Genomic DNA, 17,295 nt, shown 5'->3' on the forward strand with positions numbered 1-17,295 from the left:
CCATGAGTGGCGCTGTATGTCCCGGATCATTCGACCCCGTCACCCTCGGTCATCTCGATGTCTTCGAGCGGGCGGCCGCCCAGTTCGACGAGGTCGTGGTGGCCGTGCTGGTGAACCCGAACAAGAAGGGGATGTTCAGCGCCGAGGAGCGCATCGAACTGATCCGCGAGTCGACGACGCATCTCTCGAATCTGCGCGTCGAGTCCGGCTCCGGTCTGGTGGTCGACTTCGTCAAGCAACGGGGTCTGACCGCCATCGTCAAGGGCCTGCGCACCGGCACCGATTTCGAGTACGAGTTACAGATGGCGCAGATGAACAAGCACGTCGCCGGCGTCGACACCTTCTTCGTGGCCACCACGCCGCAGTACTCGTTCGTGTCGTCCTCACTGGCCAAGGAGGTCGCCCAGCTCGGCGGCGATGTCGCCGATCTGCTGCCCGAGCCGGTGAACGCGCGGTTGCGCGAGAAGCTCAAGGGCTGATCGTTCGATTGATTGGCGGTATCCGAGGGCGACACACCGGCCGGTAAAGCCGAGTCACAGGCGTAACACCAGGCACACTGGTCACTAACAACTACGCCTGGAGGGTGTTGCCGTGTATCGAGTGTTTGAGGCGCTTGACGAACTCAGCGCAATCGTCGAAGAAGCCCGTGGCGTGCCGATGACGGCCGGGTGCATGGTGCCGCGCGGCGACGTCCTGGAGCTGCTCGACGACATCAAGGACGCCATCCCCGGTGAACTCGACGACGCCCAGGATGTACTGGACGCCCGGGACGCGATGCTCAACGAGGCCAAGGACCACTCCCAGTCCATGGTGGCCACGGCGTCCGCCGAGGCCGACTCGATGGTCAACCACGCCCGCGGTGAGGCAGATCGCCTCCTCGCCGACGCCAAGTCCCAGGCCGACCGGATGGTCGCCGAGGCACGTGCGCACAGCGAGCGGATGGTCGGCGAGGCCCGCGAGGAAGCCGGCCGTATCGCCTCGACCGCCAAGCGTGAGTACGAGGCCGCCACCGGTCGCGCCAAGGCCGAGGCCGACCGTCTCATCGAGAACGGCAACATCTCCTACGAGAAGGCCGTCCAGGAAGGCATCAAGGAGCAGCAGCGCCTGGTGTCGCAGACCGAGATCGTGCAGACCGCGACCAGCGAGGCCACCCGCCTGGTCGACACCGCGCACGCCGAGGCCGACCGGTTGCGCGGCGAATGCGATATCTACGTCGATAGCAAGCTGGCCGAGTTCGAGGACTACCTCAACGGCACCCTGCGCTCGGTGAGCCGGGGCCGTCACCAGCTGCGCACCGCCGCGGGCACGCACGACTACGCCACCCGGTAACCAACCCGAACGACGACAACATGGTCGCCACCCTGACCCGGGGTGGCGACCATGTGTCGTTGGCGCTAAAGCTGGCCGTGCCGCGGCGGTTTGGTGCCCGACAGGGTGTAGCGGCCGATGTGCTGCAGCTTCCAGCGGGTCGCGTCGTGCAACGTGTGGGTGCGGGCATCACGCCAGTACCGCGACAGGTTCGCCGTCCCGGAAGCGCTGCGGGTGCCGCCCAGTTCGAACAGCGTGCTCGACGCCTCCAACGACGCCCGGGTGGCGGCCACCTTGGCCACCGCAACGGCCACCGAAGCCACTGCGGCACTGTCGGAATCGAGATCGGCGGCCGCGGCGTCGACGGCGCGACCTGCCTCGGCCAGCAGCGCCTGTGCGCCTCGCACCGTGACGGTCAATTCGCCGGCCAGATGGACCACCGTCGGATCATCGGCGGCGGTATCCACCCCGGCCTCGAAATGTGGGCGGGCCTTCGCAGACTGCCGGACCCCTTCGGCCAGTGCTGCGGTGGCGATCCCGACATCGAGTGCGGCGTGGAACAATTGGGCGCGCGCCCCGTACACACTGGGCGCCTTGAAGATCGGGGTGAATGCCACCACCTGCTCGGCCGGCACCCGCACGGCGTCGAGGGTGACGGTGCCCGAGGCGGTGGTGCGCTGACCCATCCCGTCCCAGTCGTCGACCACCTGCAGGCCCTCGGTGTCGACGGGCACGAAGGCCAGCGCCTTCGGTGTGGACGATGTCGGGGTGTCCCCGGGGTGCTCCGGCAGCGAGGCCCGCACGATCACCCAGTCGGCGAACAGCGCACCGGTGGAGTAGAACTTGCGGCCCTCCAGCACATAGTCGTCATTGTCGCGGACCAGTGTGGTGGCGTCCACATCGATGGGGTGCGGGCCGCGCTCGGATTGCGCGTTGGCGAAAAGCGCGCCATCCAAGACCTTCTCGAAGAAGAACGCCTGCTGTGCATCGGTGCCCTGCAGCCGCACGGCCTCCAGGAACGTGTAGTGCGAATGAGGGATCTGAGCCAGCGAGGGATCACCGTGGGCGAACAACCGGAACACCTCGGCGATCACTGTCGCGGGTGCGGCGATCCCGCCGTGCTCGACCGGCACCGACAGCGCGAGCAGGCCGGAGTCCTTGAGCGCCTGTACCTGATCGTGCGGCAGCGCCCGGTCGGCATCGCGGGCACCGGCGTCGGCGGCGAACGCCGCGGACAACTCGGCCGCGACGGCCAGAGCCTGATCGACGTCGGCGATCCTGGTGGCCTTACCCGACGTGCCGGTGGTCACGGAATGCAGGCGCGGAACGCGCGGAGGGGACACTTCGCAGAGCGTGCCCGCCGGCAGCGGACCGGTCACCCGTTGGACTCAGCGAGATTCTGAGTGCTCAGCGCTGCAGGAACCGGGCCAGGCTGTCGTCGAGTTCCTCCCACCAGGTGGAACTGGGAACGGGCCCGACCGTGCCGGTGCACGGGGAGGAGAACGATTTGTCCCGGTACCCGGTGATGCTCTCGTCCTTGTCGTGTTCCCAGGTGACGAAATGTCGGCGCACCAGTTCCAGATCGAACGTCTGGTAATCGGTCAGCGCCATCAGATCCCGGACGTAAGCGGTCTGGAAGTCGATCTGTTCCATCACGCTGTCCACCGCGGCGTACATGGCCAGCCAGGCGTCGACATCGTCGGCCATCGCCTCCGCGGTGGGCAGCGGCAACCGGCCCAGCACCACATCGCGGGCCACGAACGCCTGCGCGTCGAACATGTTGAAGGTGTAGTACTGGTCCTGCATGCCCAGGTAGAGCAGCTTCGGGTTGGCAGTCCACACCACACCCTTGTACAACCCGGCGGGATAGAGGTTGTTCGCGGTCGTCAGCCTCAGCTCGGGGTCGATGAACGGGAAGTGGTGCTGGTATCCGGTGCACAGGATGATGGCGTCGACGTCGCGGCTGGTGCCGTCGGCGAAATGCGCGTTGCGACCGTCGAGGTGTTGTAGCGCAGGGACTTCGGTGATGCCATCGGGCCAGCCGAATCCCATCGGGGCATTGCGGTAGGCGACGGTGATGGATGCGGCCCCGTACTTGAGGGACTGCAGCGCGATGTCCTCGGCCGAATAGCTGCTGCCCAGGATCAGCAGGTTCTTCCCGGCGAACTCGACGGCATCCCGGAAGTCGTGCGAATGCAGGATGCGGCCCGGAAAGCACTCGAAGCCCGGGTATTCCGGCACGTAGGGGGTGGAGAAGTGCCCCGTCGCGACGATGACGTGGTCGAAGGTCTCGGTGCGCAGCACGCCGGGGCCGGTCTCCCATGATTCGACGGTGACGGCGAACGTGTCCCCGTCGAAGGTGATATCGCGAACCGCGGTGTCGAACTGGATGAACTGGCGCACATTGCTCTTCTTGGCCCGCCCGACGATGTAGTCGTAGAGCACCTCACGCGGCGGGAACGACGGGATCGGGCCACCGAAGTGCTCGTCGAAGCTGTAGTCGGCGAACTCCAGGCATTCCTTGGGCCCGTTGGACCACAGGTAGCGGTACATGCTGCCGTGCACCGGGTCTCCGTGGGAGTCCAGACCGGTGCGCCACGTGTAGTTCCACAGTCCACCCCAGTCGCTCTGCTTCTCGAAGCACACCACCTCGCCGACGTCGACGCCGTCCTGGCGCGCCTGCTCGAACGCATGCAGCTGGGCCAGTCCGCAGGGGCCGGCGCCGATCACGGCGGTTCTGGTCATCGGGTTCTCCTCAGGGGCGTCATGAGCGGGGTCGGGTCTTGTCGGGGTCGTAGAACGGAAAGGTGGTCACGGTGGCCGGGATGCGTTTACGGTGTCCGTCGAGCTTGCCGACCTCCACCCGGGTGCCGGGCTCGCTGTGCTGAACGGCCATACGGCACAACGCGATGCTGGCGCCCAGAATCGGTGAGCGCACACCGCTGGTGATCACGCCGACCTGGGCGCGCCCGAGGTGCACACAGTCCCCGTGGGTGGCGGTCTCGTTGCCGTCCAGGCGCAGCCCGACCAGTGTGCGTTGCGGATGTGCCTTGCGTTCGAGCAGCGCGTCCCGGCCGATGAAATCGTCGGTCTTGGATTTCAGAGGCACGGCGAACCCGATACCGGCCTCGAACGGGTCGGTCTGATCGTCGAATTCGTGACCCGCCGCGATCAGGCCGGACTCGACGCGCAACATCTCCAGTGCCTCCAGGCCCAGCGGTGTCAGACCGTGCGGTTCACCGGCCAGCCACACGGCGTCCCAGAGGGTTTCGGCGTCGCCAGGATGCACCCACAGTTCGTAGCCGAGCTCGCCGGAGTATCCGGTCCGCGACACCAGCAGCGGGATCCCGTCCGGCCCGCCGAGCCGGCCGATCAGGAACCGGAACCACCCGAGGTCGCGCAGGGCGGGCTGGGTCGGTGGCGTCCAGATCAGCCCGGCGAGCAGGTCGCGGCTGGCCGGGCCCTGCACGGCGATATTGTGCATCTGATCGGTGGAGTCCTTGATCCACACCTGCTGCAGCCCCAACTTCTCGGCCTGGGTGCGCAGCCACATCCCGTCGTGCGGGTCACCGCCGATGAAGCGGAAGTTGGTGTCGCTCAATCGCAACACGGTGCAGTCGTCGACGACACCGCCGGACTCGGTGCACATCGCCGAGTACACCACCTGCCCGCGCGACAGCCGACGGATGTCGCGGGTGAGCGTGGCCTGCAGCAGGGCCTCCGCGTCGGGGCCGAGGACCTCGAACTTGCGCAACGCCGACAGATCCATCACCGCGACGCGTTCCCGGCACGCCCAGTACTCCTGCTGCGGTCCGTGGCCGTCGAAGCTGTTGGGCAGCCAATAGCCCTGATACTCGGTGAAATTCGAGGTCAGCGCGCCGGTCCTGGAGGCGAACGCGGTGGGTTTGGTCAGCACCGGTTCGGAGTCCGGGGTCAGCCGGTGTCCCACCGCCACAGAGAACCTCCTGGTGGAGTCGTAGACGCGGACGTGGATGTCGGTGGGCGTCCAGCCGTTCGCCGGATCGATGTCATCCGGGCAGGCCGATGACGCGCACACCAGGTCGGTGCAGGCCCGCAGCATCACGTAGTCACCCGGGCGTGACCAGGGCTCATCGGAGGTCAGCTGGTGCGCCGCGTCGAATGCGGTGTTGTAGAACAGGTTCAGCGCCGGCCACCCGGCGCGGGCCGCCACCCCGAACCGTGCCAGCGACGCGTTGAAATTATCGGTGCAGTTGACGTGGCCGGGGTAGCCGAAATCGGCGTAGTACTTGGCGGTGCAGGCCAGCGCGAAGGTGTCGTGCCGTCCCACCGTGTCCCGCACCACCTCCACGAGCGGCTGGGCCCGGCGGTCGAAGAACTTGCCGAACAGGCCGGGCTGCGGATACGCGCCGCCACCGATGGTGCGGGTGGTGGTGGCGTCCAGGCCGTACTCGTTTCCGCCGTCGAGCCCGCGGGCATCGAAGGCCAGAAAGTCCGAGCACTGCCGGCCCTGGACATCGATGATCTGGATGAACTGCCCGGCCCGGATTTCATAGGACGACGCGGTCGACGCATCGATACGCATATCCCACAACGGTTCGGCCAGCGGCACAGGGAGTTCGCGCTCCTGCGCAGGCACCGGGGTGGCCCGGCGCACCTCGATGAGTACCTCGGAGGGCGGATTCGGTTCGGCGAGGGCCAGGTTCATCGGCGCGGCGGGCGCGGCGATGAGGACGACGGCGTCCGCGTCGACGGCGAAGGCGAGCCGGGCTCCGGCCGCGGAGTCACCGCCGAACAGCTGGGTGGCCCTGGCCTGGTCCTGATCGACGTGGCGGGAGAGCAGTCCCAGGATCCGACCGGCCGCGTAGCCGTTCTCGTCGGGGCCGGCCACCAAGCTGCGCAAGACCGTGGCAGGGGAGTCGGGCGCCGATCCGCTGACTGCACGGGGGTCGGTGGCGAGCACCGTCAGTTCCACGGGCTGGCGCCCGTACCGGTCGATGACCTCGAAGCGGTCCCCGCCCGTGACCGACAGAGCAGTGACCGACCCGGGTGCCACCCGGAAACGTTCGATCATGGGAGTCCGGCAGCGGGATCAGGGGGCGAACGACCGGTAGCCGACGTAGAACGCCAGCGCATGGTCGGGGGTGGAGAACAGGATCCGCGAGCCCTTCGGGAAGAAGATCGCGTCCTTGGCCCGCGCGATCTGCACCTGTCCGGTGTCCGGGTTCTCCAGCCGGAACTCACCTTCGAGGACGACCTTCATCTCGTCGTAGGCGTAGTAATAGTCCAGCGGCGCATCGGTATTGCGCAGTTCGAAGTACCCCGAGCACATCGGCACGCCGTCGGGGTTGGCGTAGACGTCGTCGATGAACCCCTCGGTGCCCGGGTACTGCTCCAGGGGCATCTGCGGAAGTGATTCCCAGAAACCAGAAGTCACCTGAAAGATGGGCGCGGCCGTACTCGTCACAGAACCTCCATCGTGATCTCTCACATGAAACAGCGTCTGATGTGAGGAAACCACGCGTGGATTTCGGCGAGATTACGCCGACGTGCCTGTGTCGTTAGCGCGCCGACCCGACGAACGGGATCGAGACGCTCGGCGCTATCGGCGAATGCTGCCCGGATCCAAGGTTGAAGAGGCCGCGTTCACGCAGGACCGGCACCACTCCCTCACCGAACCAGTACAGCTCCTCCAGGTGCGGGTAACCGGAGAAGATGAACTCGTCGATGCCGATCTCGGCGTATTCGGCGATCCGGTCGGCCACCTCGGTGTGGCTACCGACCAGAGCGGTCCCCGCCCCGCCGCGCACCAGCCCGACACCGGACCACAGGTTCGGCGCGATCTCCAAACTGCGTGCGTCGCTCCAGGTTCCGTTGGTCCGGTTGGCCTCGTGCAACGCCAGCATCCGCTTCTGGCCCTCGGACTGGCTGCGCGCCAGCCCGGCCTGGGCGGCCTGCACGGTCTCCTCGTCGAGCGCGCCGATCAGCTTGTCGGCCTGCGCCCACGCCTCGTCGGCGGTGTCGCGGGAGATGGTGTGCAGCCGGATGCCGAAGCGCAGCGTCCGACCCGCGGCCTCGGCTTCCTTGCGGATCCAGGCGATCTTCTCGGCCACCGCGGCCGGCGGCTCACCCCAGGTGAGGTAGACATCGGAATGGCGCGCCGCGACCGGGCCGGCGGCCTTCGAACTGCCACCGAAGTACAGCGGCGGCACCGGGCTGGGCGGCACCGCCAACGCGGCCTCCTCGACGTTGACGTACTCGCCGTTCAGGCTGACCGTTTCCCCGGCGAAGAGACGGCGCACGACTTCGAGGAATTCGTCGGCGCGGGCGTACCGGGCGTCCTTGTCCAGGTGGTCGCCGAATGAGCGCTGCTCGTGTGCCTCACCGCCGACGACGACGTTGAGCAGGATGCGTCCCGGGGCATGGCGGGCGAACGTGGCGGCCATCTGAGCCGACAGCGTCGGGCTCACCAGCCCGGGGCGGAACGCCACCAGGAACGCCAGCGATGTCGTCTCCCGCGCCAGCAGCGCGGCGGTCACGAAGGCGTCCTCGCACCAGGCCCCGGTCGGGATGAGCGCGCCGGTGAAGCCGAACCGCTCGGCGGCCCGCACGATCGACGCCAGATAGTCGATGGACGCTTCGCGGTCACCCCCGGCGGCACCGGCCGGAGTGCCGTGTCCACCTCCGACGATCAGCCGGCTGTCGCCGTAGGTGGGCAGAAACCAGTGCAACTTCACGGTCACAGATACGTCCTTTACGCAGCAAGTCGTCTTCGTGACCACGAGTATCGGCTTCCGCGGCGGTCGACACCGCACGCTCCGCCGTTTGGGCCATTGCGCCACCGACCTCACCGGCCACAGCGCCGTCGGCGATTTAAAATCTCGGTGATCGAGTGTCGGGTGCGGCGGAGCGCTGTCGGCACCGAAGTAAGATCGGCGTCATGGCTGGCAAAAATCCCCTCGCGATCGACATCTCGCGGCTGGGTCGTCGGCCGGGCTCGATGATCGAGGTGCACGAGACGGTGCCGTCGCCGTCGCGCATCGGTCTGGACCTGGTCCGCATCGAGCAGGGCGCCCCGCTGGAGCTGGATTTGCGCATCGAATCGGTCTCGGAGGGCGCCCTGGTCACCGGCACGGTCTCCGGGCCCACCACCGGCGAATGCGTGCGCTGCCTGGAACCGGTCAGCGACGAGGTGTCCATCGACATCATGGAACTGTTCGCCTACCCGGGCAGCACCACCGAGGCGACCACCGAGGAAGACGAGGTCGGCCACGTCGTCGATGATCGCGTCGACATCGAGCAGACCGTCGTGGACGCGGTCGGGCTGGTGCTGCCGTTCTCGCCGGTGTGCCGCGAGGACTGCGCCGGGCTGTGCCCGGACTGCGGTGTGGCGCTCGCCGACGCCGAGCCGGACCATGGGCACGACAAGATCGATCCCCGCTGGGCCAAGCTGGCCGCGCTGAAGGACCAAGCCGGAGATGCCAGTGACGGCTGAGCATGAGTCGTTGATCGAAGGCCTGGGCGTGCGGCTGCCCGAGGACCTGCTCACGATCGCCCTGACCCATCGCAGCTACTCCTACGAGAACGGCGGGCTGCCCACCAACGAGCGCCTGGAGTTCCTCGGCGACGCCGTGCTGGGCCTGACCATCACCGAGGAGCTCTACTACCGCCACCCCGACCGCCCCGAGGGTGATCTGGCCAAGCTGCGAGCCAGCATCGTCAACACCCAGGCCCTCGCCGATGTCGGCCGCAAACTCGGCCTCGGCAACCATCTGCTGCTCGGCAAGGGGGAGGACAGCTCCGGCGGTGCCGACAAGTCCAGCATCCTCGCCGACGGGGTCGAATCCCTTTTGGGTGCAATCTATCTGGACCAGGGCAATGTGGTTGCGCGCGAAGCGATCCTGCGGCTGTTCAGCGAACTGCTCGACACCGCACCGACGCTCGGCGCCGGGCTGGATTGGAAGAGCAGCCTGCAGGAGCTGTCCGTCGCACGCGGGCTCGGCCCACCGGCGTACACCGTCAGTGCCCAAGGTCCCGATCACGACAAGGAATTCACCGCGATCGTGGTGATTGCCGAACGCCAGTACGGCCGCGGGATCGGGCGCACCAAGAAAGAGGCCGAACTCAAGGCCGCCGCCGCAGCGTGGAGTGCCATCGACGCCTCGGCCGACGACGAGACCGGGGATGCCGGAACTCCCTGAGGTCGAGGTGGTGCGGCGGGGGTTGGCCGCGCACATCCTGGACCGCACCATCACCGACGTGCAGGTGCTGCACCCGCGGGCCTCGCGCAGGCACGTCGCCGGCTCCATCGACCTGGCCGCGCGCCTGCAGGGCAACACCATCACCGGCACCGGCCGGCGCGGAAAGTACCTGTGGCTCACCCTCGCCAGCGGCGACGCACTCGTCGTGCACCTCGGGATGAGCGGGCAGATGCTGCTCGGTGACGTGCCGAACCCGTCGCACCTGCGGATCGCCGCCACCTTGGACAACGGTGTCACGCTGAACTTCGTCGACCAACGCACCTTCGGGGGCTGGATGCTCACCGACCTGGTGACCATCGACGGCACCGAGGTGCCCGAACCCGTCGCGCATATCGCCCGGGACCCGCTGGACCCCGAATTCAACCGCGACGGTGTGGTCACGGTGTTGCGGCGCAAGCATTCCGAGATCAAACGCCAACTGCTGGACCAGACGGTGGTCTCCGGGATCGGCAACATCTACGCCGACGAGGCCCTCTGGCGGGCCAAGATCAACGGCGCCCGGTTGGCGTCGTCGCTGACCAGACGCCAACTCGCCGAACTGCTGGATGCCGCCGCCGAGGTGATGACCGGCGCGCTGAGTCAGGGCGGCACGTCGTTCGATTCGCTCTATGTCAACGTCAACGGCGAATCCGGGTACTTCGAGCGCTCACTGGAGGCCTACGGGCGTGTCGATCAGGCGTGCCGGCGATGCGGCGCGGTGATGCAGCGTGACAAGTTCATGAACCGGTCGTCGTACTACTGCCCGAAATGTCAACCGCCGCCGCGGATTCGGCGCAGACCTAGCGCTGGCTGAACTCCACCGCGGCGGACATACAGACCTTCCACTCGCCGGACTCCTTGCGGAAGTAGGCGGTGTCGAACGGGCCGCCGGCATTCATCTTGGCCGACGCCACATCGCCCTTGACCTTGATGTCGGTGGCGGTCACCTCGCTGGTCTGGGTGCTCTGCGGAACGTCCATGCCTTCCAGGATGTCGCCGAGTTCGCCGAGGGCGCCGAACATCCCGGCCTCCGCGGCGCAGAAGTACTGACCGAGATCGGAGAACTTCCCGGTGTTGCCCGCGGCGCCGAATTCCTCGACGAGCTGCTGGATCTGGGCTTCGTCGGTGGACACCAGGATCTGATCACCGGAGCGGAACAGGAACACCCCGCCGACCACCAGGGCCGCCACGATCAGCACGCTGGCCACGCCGCCGAGAATCCACCAGGTGCCGTTGCTCTTCTTCGGGGGCTGCGGAGGCTGCGGGGGATAGCCGTAGGGATAACCCGGAGGAGGAGTGCCGTATCCGTAAGGCTGCTGGCCGTAGGGCTGCGGCGGTGGCGGCACGTCATAGGCCGGGTACTCGTAGGCCTGCGGCGGTTGCTGCTGCTGGGGATCCCACGAGCCCTGCTGTTGTGGACCCCGTCCCTGCGGCCCCGGTTGCTGCGGGGGGTAGTACGTCACGGCGATAGCTCCTCAGCTGGTGTAGTTCAACACTAACTCGCCCCTCCGTAGACTCGCCGGAATGACAGAACTGTGGGTCGAGCGCACCGGCGTGCGCCGCTACACCGGGCGCAGCACGCGTGGCGCAGAGGTACTGGTGGGGTCCGAGGACGTCGAGGGCGTCTTCACCCCCGGTGAGCTGATGAAGATTGCGCTCGCCGCGTGCAGCGGGATGAGCAGCGACGCCCCGCTGCGGCGCCGACTCGGCGACGAGTACGCCACCACCATCCGGGTGTCCGGGGCGGCCGATCGTGACCAGGAGCGCTACCCGCTGCTGGCCGAAACCCTGGAGATCGATCTGTCCGGCATGTCCGAGGACGAGGTGAAGCGGCTGCTGGTCGTCGTCGAGCGGGCCGTCGACCAGGTCTGCACCGTCGGGCGCACCCTCAAAGCGGGCACCGAGGTCACCTTCGAGGTCAAGAACATTGGCTGACGGCGAGGTCCGGCTCAGCGCCTATGTGCACGGGCACGTGCAGGGCGTGGGTTTCCGCTGGTGGACGCGCGCCCGGGCGCTGGAAATCGGGCTGACCGGGTATGCGTCCAACCGGCCCGACGGGCGGGTGCACGTCGTGGCACAGGGCCCCCGGGCGGACTGTGAGCGGCTGCTGGACCACCTGAAATCCGGCCAGTCGCCGGGAACGGTGGACGCTGTGATGGCCGATTGGTCCGCGCCGGGCGACCCGATTGACGGCTTCAGCGAACGTTAACCGCCGCGACGGTAGGGTTTCACCTCGTGCATCTCAAGAGTCTGACGCTGAAGGGCTTCAAGTCCTTCGCCGCGCCGACGACTCTGCGCTTCGAGCCGGGCATCACCTGCGTGGTCGGGCCCAACGGGTCGGGTAAATCCAACGTCGTCGACGCCCTGACCTGGGTGATGGGCGAGCAGGGCGCCAAAACGCTGCGCGGCGGCAAGATGGAAGACGTCATCTTTGCCGGCACCTCCTCGCGCGCACCGCTGGGCCGCGCCGAGGTGACGCTGACCATCGACAACTCCGACAACGCGCTGCCCATCGAGTACAACGAGGTGTCGATCACCCGCCGGATGTTCCGCGACGGCGCCGGGGAGTACGAGATCAACGGCAGCAGCTGCCGCCTGATGGACGTGCAGGAACTGCTCAGCGACTCCGGCATCGGTCGGGAAATGCACGTCATCGTCGGGCAGGGCAAGCTCTCCGAAATCCTGGAATCGCGCCCCGAGGACCGCCGCGCCTACATCGAGGAAGCCGCCGGGGTGCTCAAGCACCGCAAGCGTCGCGAGAAGGCCGTCCGCAAGCTCGACTCGATGCAGGCCAACCTGGCCCGGCTCACCGACTTGACCACCGAGCTGCGCCGCCAGCTCAAACCTCTGGGCCGCCAGGCCGAGATGGCGCGCCGTGCGCAGACCATCCAGGCCGATCTGCGTGATGCCCGGCTGCGGCTGGCCGCCCATGACCTGCTGGTGCGCCAGACCGAGTTCAACGACACCAACCAGGCCGAGACCACGCTGCGCCGCGAGCACGATGACGTGACGACGCGGCTGGAGGTCGCCACCGCCGAGCTGGCCGCCCACGAAACCGCCGTGACGGAGCTGACCGAACGCGCGGAGGCCGCCCAGCAGACCTGGTTCCGGCTCTCCGCGCTGGCCGAGCGGGTCAGTGCGACCGTGCGGATCGCCAATGACCGCACCCAGCTGCTCGACGCCGAACCCGACACCGACTCCGGTCGCGACCCCGATGCCCTGGAGGCCGAGGCCGACGAGGTCGCCGCCCTCGAACAGGAGCTGCTCGCGGAGCTGGAGGCCTCGCGGGAGACCCTGGAATACGCCCGCGCCGAACTCGCCGAACGCGAACGCATCGCCGCGGACGCCGAGCAGGCGCACCGCGCGGCGGCGCGCGCCGAGGCCGACCGCCGCGAAGGCCTGGCGCGGCTGTCCGGGCAGGTCGACACCATGCGCACCCGGGTGGAATCCACCGATGACGAGGTAGCCCGGCTCACGGCCCGCATCGAGGAAGCCGCGACCCGCGTTCAGCAGGCCCAGGCCGACTTCGAGAACGTGCAGGCCCGCGTCGGTGAACTCGACGAGGGCGAGGTCGGCCTCGACGATCAGCACGACCGCTCGGTCACCGCGCTGCGCACCGCCGACGAACGCGTCGCCGAGCTGCAGTCCGCCGAGCGGGCCGCCGAGCGGCAGGCCGCCTCGCTGCACGCCCGTATCGACGCGCTGTCGATGGGCCTCGCGCGCAAGGACGGCGCCGCCTGGCTGGCGGAGAACCACGGTGGCACAGGCCTTTTCGGCTCCGTCGCCAAGCTGGTCCGGGTGCGCCCGGGCTACGAGGTGGCGGTGGCGACGGTGCTCGGTCCCGCCGCTGACGCGCTGGCCGCCGAGAACGTCGGCGCCGCTCGCGCGGCCGTCGCCGCGTTGAAGGAATCCGACGGTGGGCGGGCATCGATCCTGCTCGGCGACTGGCCCGTGCAGTCCGCCCACAACGGCGAGGTGCTGCCCGCCGGCGGGCAGTGGGCAATCGATCTGGTCGAGGCTCCCGACCGGCTGCGGGGCGCGATCAGCGCGCTGCTCTCCGGGGTGGCGGTGGTGGACGATCTGTCGGCGGCGCTCAGCCTGGTGGCCGAGCGGCCGCACCTGCGGGTCGCGACCGCCGACGGCGACCTGGTYGGTGCCGGCTGGGTCAGCGGCGGCTCCGACCGCAAGGTCTCGACATTGGAGATCGCGTCCGAAATCGAGAAGGCCCGAACAGAACTCGCCCATGTGGAGCGTCAGGCCGGGGAGCTGACCGCGGCGTTGGCCGGTGCCAAAGAGGAACAGACGGCCCGCCAGGATGCGGCCGAGCAGGCGCTGGCCGCGCTGAACGAATCCGATGCCGCGATCTCGTCGATCTACGAGCAGCTGGGCCGGCTCGGTCAGGAATCGCGCAACGCCGACGCCGAATGGCAGCGGCTGATGAAGCAACGCGACGAGCTGGAGGCGGGCCGGACCAGGGCGGTCGAGGAGCTCACCGAGCTGGAGACCCGGCTGCACAATGCGCAGCAGTCACCGATGTTCGAGGTCGACGACACCGAGGACCGCCAGGAGTTCACGCTGGCTGCTGAGACGGCGCGAGCCACCGAGGTGGAGGCCCGCCTGGCGGTGCGTACCGCCGAGGAACGTGCGAATGCAGTTCGGGGACGGGCTGATTCGCTGCGACGGTCGGCCGCGGCCGAGCGGGAGTCACGGTTGCGTGCGGCCCGGGTCAGGGAGGCCCGCGAGCATGCCGCGACGGTGGCGATCGCGGTGGCCGAGTCGGGGCGGCTCGTCGCGGGACGGTTGGCGGCCGCGGTCGCACTGGCATCGCGGACCCGCGACCAGGTGTCCGCCGAGCGCGCGCAGCGCACCGAGGCGCTGAACCGGGCACGCACGGAGGTCAACGAGCTGGGTGCCCGGATCAATGCGCTCACCGATTCGCTGCATCGCGATGAGGTCGCCAAAGCTCAAGCGGCACTGCGCATCGAGCAGCTGGAGCAGCAGGCGCTGGAGCAGTTCGGGTTGGCCGCGGCCGATCTGATCGCCGAATACGGCCCCGATAATCCGCTGCCGCCGACCGAGCTGGAGATGGCCGAGTACGAGCAGGCCAAAGAGCGAGGCGAGCAGGTCACCGCGCCGGCGCCGATGCCGTTCGACCGGCCCACTCAGGAGCGGCGCGCGAAGAAGGCCGAGCGTGAGCTCAATGAGCTGGGCCGGGTCAATCCGCTGGCGTTGGAGGAGTTCGCGGCGCTGGAGGAGCGCTACAACTTCCTGTCCACCCAGCTGGAGGACGTGAAGGGCGCCCGCAAGGACTTGATGGATGTCATCGAGGACGTCGATGCCCGCATCCTCACGGTGTTCACCGAGGCCTACGCCGATGTGGAGCGCGAGTTCACCCAGGTGTTCGCCTCGCTGTTCCCCGGTGGTGAAGGCCGGCTGCTGCTGACGAACCCCGACGACATGCTGACCACCGGTATCGAGGTCGAGGCGCGGCCGCCGGGCAAGAAGGTCAAGCGGCTCTCGCTGCTGTCCGGTGGCGAGAAGTCGCTGACCGCGGTGGCGATGCTGGTGGCGATCTTCCGGGCACGGCCGTCACCGTTCTACATCATGGACGAGGTCGAGGCGGCCCTGGACGATGTGAACCTGCGCCGACTGCTGGGGTTGTTCGAGCAGCTGCGGGAGAAATCGCAGCTCATCGTCATCACCCACCAGAAGCCGACGATGGAGATCGCCGACGCGCTGTACGGCGTCACCATGCAGGGCGACGGCATCACGCAGGTGATTTCGCAGCGCATGCGCGGGCAGGACCTCGCCACCACCGGCTGATTTTGGTGCCCGCCGGGGTGTGAGGCTCCGGTAGGGTTTTCGGCGAGGAGTGTGTCGCGGGAGGGGGCTTCATGACACTGGAACCGTTGAAGGTGGACGCCGAGATGCTCGGCGCGGCGGGGCAGCGCCTGTTGACGGCGGCCCAGGGCCTGCCCGATGCGCCCGAGGCGTTCACCCCCGCGTACGGAACGGATGCGCTGTCGCAGGCGCTGTCGACCGATGTGCCCAAGGCCGAGGCCCCGATCATCGAGGGTCTGCCGCCGTTGAAGCAGTCCGCCATCGGGACCGCGGAGTCCGTCGTGGAAGCGGCCCGACGGTATCTGAGCGCCGATTCGCACCTCAAGAGCAAGATCGAAGAGACCATGAATCAGCCCGCCGGAGGTGGTTCATCGGCCGGTGGCGGTGGATCTGCTTCCCCGGCAACGGGTTCCGGCGGTGGCGCTGCGGCCGGTGCGGCTGCTGCCGCAGCGGGAGCTTCTGCGGCCGGAGCGACGGGCGGTGCCGGCGGCGGCATGGGCGCCATGGGCGGGATGATGGGCATGCCCATGCAGATGGCTCAACAGGCCGGCCAGATCCCGCAGCAGATCGGCGGCATGGCCGGGTCGTTGCCGCAGTCTGCGATGCAGGGTGCGCAGCAGGTGGGTGATCAGGTCAAACAGATTGTCGAGCAGTTCAGCGATAAAGAGCCCGGCGAGAAGGACGAAGCGGCTGAGCCCGGCGGGAAGCACCGCGCCGAGGAGCAACCTGCCGGTGCCGCACCGGGACAGGCTGACGGCGAGCGCGCGCCGGCGGCGCCCGCTTCACCTTCGCCGAAGCCGGCCACTCAGGCGGATCCGACGATCAACCTGTAGTACTGGCTGGGTCAGCTCACCATCGCGGCCAGCGCATCGGCGCTGAGCACGCTGATGTGTTGCCAGTAAATCCATTCCGCGATCGCGGCCCGCTGTAGTTCGGCGTCTTGCGCGTTGTGGGCGCGGAACAGTGCCACATTCTGCAGGTGATCGGCGTAGGCAACCATCGCCTTCAGATGTGCGCCGGCGCGATCCGGATTGGCGCTCATCAGCGGCTTGCAGACCTCCAGCAGCAGGTTGATCCTGTTGTCGGCCGGTGGCGTGTTGTCCGCGGGTGCCGGCGGCAGCAGTTCGGTCAGACCGGTGGCATTGATACCGGCGAGCTTGGTCGCGACTTCGGGTGCGATGACCTCAAGTCGACTGCGGCCCTGCATCTTTCCACTGTCCGGCATGTCGTCGGGTGTAATGATGTCGCGCGCGGCGCCGAGGTCGAAACCTCTGAGATTCTCTTCGGTGCCGGCCACGGCCTGCAGGGTGACATTGTGGTGGCGCGCCCATTCCTGGACTGCCAGTAGGGGATAGGTGGCCCAGGTGCCGCGGGTCTGGGCGGGGATCGATTCATCGGCCGTGACCATGCGGACCTGTTCGGGCAGGTGTACGTGTTCGGGGATGTAGGCCAGGCCGTAGTTGTTGGCGGTCAGGATCTGTCCGTCGGAGGTGACGGCGGTGATCCAGACCAGGCTGGGGTCGGTGATGTCGACGTTGAGGGCGGCGGCGATGTGGCGGGCGAGTTGGCGGGGGTTGGGTCCCTTGCGTCGCATCGCGCCCGCGGTGGCGGCGGCAGCGATGGCATCGCGTTCGGCGCGGGCGGCCGAAATCGGCACCGGTGCAGCAGCTCCACCGGCAGCGCCCTGGCTGGTGGAGGCAGGGGCGACGGCGGGGCCAACGGGTCCAGCGCCGGGTGGCACGGGTGCGGCGGGTGCCGGGGTGGACGGGTTGCCCAGCGGCATGGGTGGGGCACCGGTCGGTGCGGCGGGCGCCGGTGGTGCTGTCGGAGCAGGGGCACTTGTCGCCGGTGCGCTGTGGTTGGTGGCCGCGGCGGGTGATGTGGCGCTCGAGGTGTCCGGTTGTTGGTAGACGGGTGCAGCCGGTTG

General features: G+C 68.2%; 15 protein-coding genes and 1 pseudogene. 9 read left to right on the forward strand and 7 right to left on the reverse strand.

Annotated elements, in window-relative coordinates; translation table 11 throughout:
• Positions 1–2: 2 nt before the first annotated feature.
• Both coaD and sepIVA read left to right on the forward strand, forming a co-directional pair.
• The gene (gene coaD / locus AC1DTF_RS10190) at positions 3–479 is read left to right on the forward strand and encodes a pantetheine-phosphate adenylyltransferase (protein WP_057166347.1); all 477 of its coding nucleotides are present in this window, start codon (positions 3–5) and stop codon (positions 477–479) included.
• A 112-nt stretch (positions 480–591) separates the two neighbouring features.
• On the forward strand, positions 592–1,329 hold the full coding sequence (sepIVA, locus tag AC1DTF_RS10195; RefSeq protein WP_057166348.1) for a cell division protein SepIVA: 738 nt from the start codon (positions 592–594) through the stop codon (positions 1,327–1,329).
• A 65-nt stretch (positions 1,330–1,394) separates the two neighbouring features.
• Here the strand turns inward: sepIVA and AC1DTF_RS10200 are convergent, their stop codons facing one another.
• The 5 genes from AC1DTF_RS10200 to AC1DTF_RS10220 all read right to left on the reverse strand — a co-directional run bounded on the left by AC1DTF_RS10200 (position 1,395) and on the right by AC1DTF_RS10220 (position 8,030).
• Positions 1,395–2,618, reverse strand: coding sequence for an SfnB family sulfur acquisition oxidoreductase (locus AC1DTF_RS10200; protein ID WP_477473992.1), 1,224 nt, complete (start codon positions 2,616–2,618; stop codon positions 1,395–1,397).
• Between the two features lie 97 nt (positions 2,619–2,715).
• The gene (locus tag AC1DTF_RS10205) at positions 2,716–4,053 is read right to left on the reverse strand and encodes a flavin-containing monooxygenase (RefSeq protein ID WP_477473993.1); all 1,338 of its coding nucleotides are present in this window, start codon (positions 4,051–4,053) and stop codon (positions 2,716–2,718) included.
• Positions 4,054–4,072: 19 nt separating this feature from the next.
• Entirely contained in the window at positions 4,073–6,361 is a 2,289-nt protein-coding gene (locus AC1DTF_RS10210; RefSeq protein ID WP_477473994.1) for a DUF1989 domain-containing protein, read from the reverse strand.
• An 18-nt stretch (positions 6,362–6,379) separates the two neighbouring features.
• A complete protein-coding gene (locus AC1DTF_RS10215; RefSeq protein ID WP_057166351.1) occupies positions 6,380–6,754 on the reverse strand; it encodes a cupin domain-containing protein in 375 nt (124 codons plus the stop codon).
• Positions 6,755–6,848: 94 nt separating this feature from the next.
• Entirely contained in the window at positions 6,849–8,030 is a 1,182-nt protein-coding gene (locus tag AC1DTF_RS10220; RefSeq protein WP_477473995.1) for an LLM class flavin-dependent oxidoreductase, read from the reverse strand.
• A gap of 197 nt (positions 8,031–8,227) precedes the next feature.
• Between AC1DTF_RS10220 and AC1DTF_RS10225 the strand changes: the two genes are divergently transcribed.
• The 3 genes from AC1DTF_RS10225 to mutM are packed head-to-tail and all read left to right on the forward strand — an operon-like array spanning position 8,228 to position 10,341.
• Positions 8,228–8,782: a YceD family protein gene (locus AC1DTF_RS10225; RefSeq protein WP_057166353.1), complete on the forward strand. Its 555-nt coding sequence runs from the start codon at positions 8,228–8,230 to the stop codon at positions 8,780–8,782.
• Positions 8,772–9,488 (forward strand): ribonuclease III, encoded by a 717-nt coding sequence (gene rnc, locus AC1DTF_RS10230; RefSeq protein WP_057166354.1) that lies wholly within the window; start codon positions 8,772–8,774, stop codon positions 9,486–9,488. The genes AC1DTF_RS10225 and rnc overlap by 11 nt, the downstream gene beginning before the upstream one ends.
• Positions 9,472–10,341, forward strand: coding sequence for a bifunctional DNA-formamidopyrimidine glycosylase/DNA-(apurinic or apyrimidinic site) lyase (gene mutM / locus AC1DTF_RS10235; RefSeq protein WP_057166355.1), 870 nt, complete (start codon positions 9,472–9,474; stop codon positions 10,339–10,341). Before rnc ends, mutM begins: the two co-directional genes overlap by 17 nt.
• On the opposite strand, the gene AC1DTF_RS10240 is transcribed toward mutM, so the two are convergent.
• Complete coding sequence (locus AC1DTF_RS10240; RefSeq protein WP_477473996.1) at positions 10,328–10,990, reverse strand: Rv0361 family membrane protein; 663 nt, start codon at positions 10,988–10,990, stop codon at positions 10,328–10,330. The genes mutM and AC1DTF_RS10240 overlap by 14 nt on opposite strands.
• 61 nt (positions 10,991–11,051) lie before the next feature.
• On the opposite strand from AC1DTF_RS10240, the gene AC1DTF_RS10245 reads away from it, so the two are divergent.
• The 4 genes from AC1DTF_RS10245 (at position 11,052) to AC1DTF_RS10260 (ending at position 16,201) form a co-directional block, all read left to right on the forward strand.
• Positions 11,052–11,462, forward strand: a complete 411-nt coding sequence (locus tag AC1DTF_RS10245; protein WP_477473997.1) for an OsmC family protein — start codon at positions 11,052–11,054, stop codon at positions 11,460–11,462.
• Positions 11,455–11,736 carry an acylphosphatase gene (locus tag AC1DTF_RS10250; RefSeq protein ID WP_156409090.1) on the forward strand — a complete coding sequence of 94 codons (282 nt, stop codon included), beginning with the start codon at positions 11,455–11,457 and terminating at the stop codon, positions 11,734–11,736. The genes AC1DTF_RS10245 and AC1DTF_RS10250 overlap by 8 nt, the downstream gene beginning before the upstream one ends.
• 26 nt (positions 11,737–11,762) lie before the next feature.
• Positions 11,763–15,350, forward strand: coding sequence for a chromosome segregation protein SMC (gene smc / locus AC1DTF_RS10255; RefSeq protein ID WP_477473998.1), 3,588 nt, complete (start codon positions 11,763–11,765; stop codon positions 15,348–15,350).
• Between the two features lie 71 nt (positions 15,351–15,421).
• Positions 15,422–16,201 (forward strand): hypothetical protein, encoded by a 780-nt coding sequence (locus AC1DTF_RS10260; RefSeq protein ID WP_477473999.1) that lies wholly within the window; start codon positions 15,422–15,424, stop codon positions 16,199–16,201.
• Positions 16,202–16,212: 11 nt separating this feature from the next.
• Here AC1DTF_RS10260 and AC1DTF_RS10265 read toward each other — a convergent pair.
• Positions 16,213–17,295 (reverse strand): annotated as a pseudogene (locus AC1DTF_RS10265) (hypothetical protein); the annotation flags it as partial.

The organism is Mycobacterium sp. P4_H6, from assembly GCF_056400845.1.

What these genes read in the sequence shown, in the direction of transcription:
- coaD (WP_057166347.1), top strand. Translation starts at nt 3, where the DNA reads ATGAGTGGCGCTGTATGTCCCGGATCATTCGACCCCGTCACCCTCGGT.
- AC1DTF_RS10205 (WP_477473993.1), bottom strand. Translation starts at nt 4,053, where the DNA reads ATGACCAGAACCGCCGTGATCGGCGCCGGCCCCTGCGGACTGGCCCAG.
- AC1DTF_RS10210 (WP_477473994.1), bottom strand. Translation starts at nt 6,361, where the DNA reads ATGATCGAACGTTTCCGGGTGGCACCCGGGTCGGTCACTGCTCTGTCG.
- AC1DTF_RS10225 (WP_057166353.1), top strand. Translation starts at nt 8,228, where the DNA reads ATGGCTGGCAAAAATCCCCTCGCGATCGACATCTCGCGGCTGGGTCGT.
- mutM (WP_057166355.1), top strand. Translation starts at nt 9,472, where the DNA reads ATGCCGGAACTCCCTGAGGTCGAGGTGGTGCGGCGGGGGTTGGCCGCG.
- AC1DTF_RS10245 (WP_477473997.1), top strand. Translation starts at nt 11,052, where the DNA reads ATGACAGAACTGTGGGTCGAGCGCACCGGCGTGCGCCGCTACACCGGG.
- AC1DTF_RS10260 (WP_477473999.1), top strand. Translation starts at nt 15,422, where the DNA reads ATGACACTGGAACCGTTGAAGGTGGACGCCGAGATGCTCGGCGCGGCG.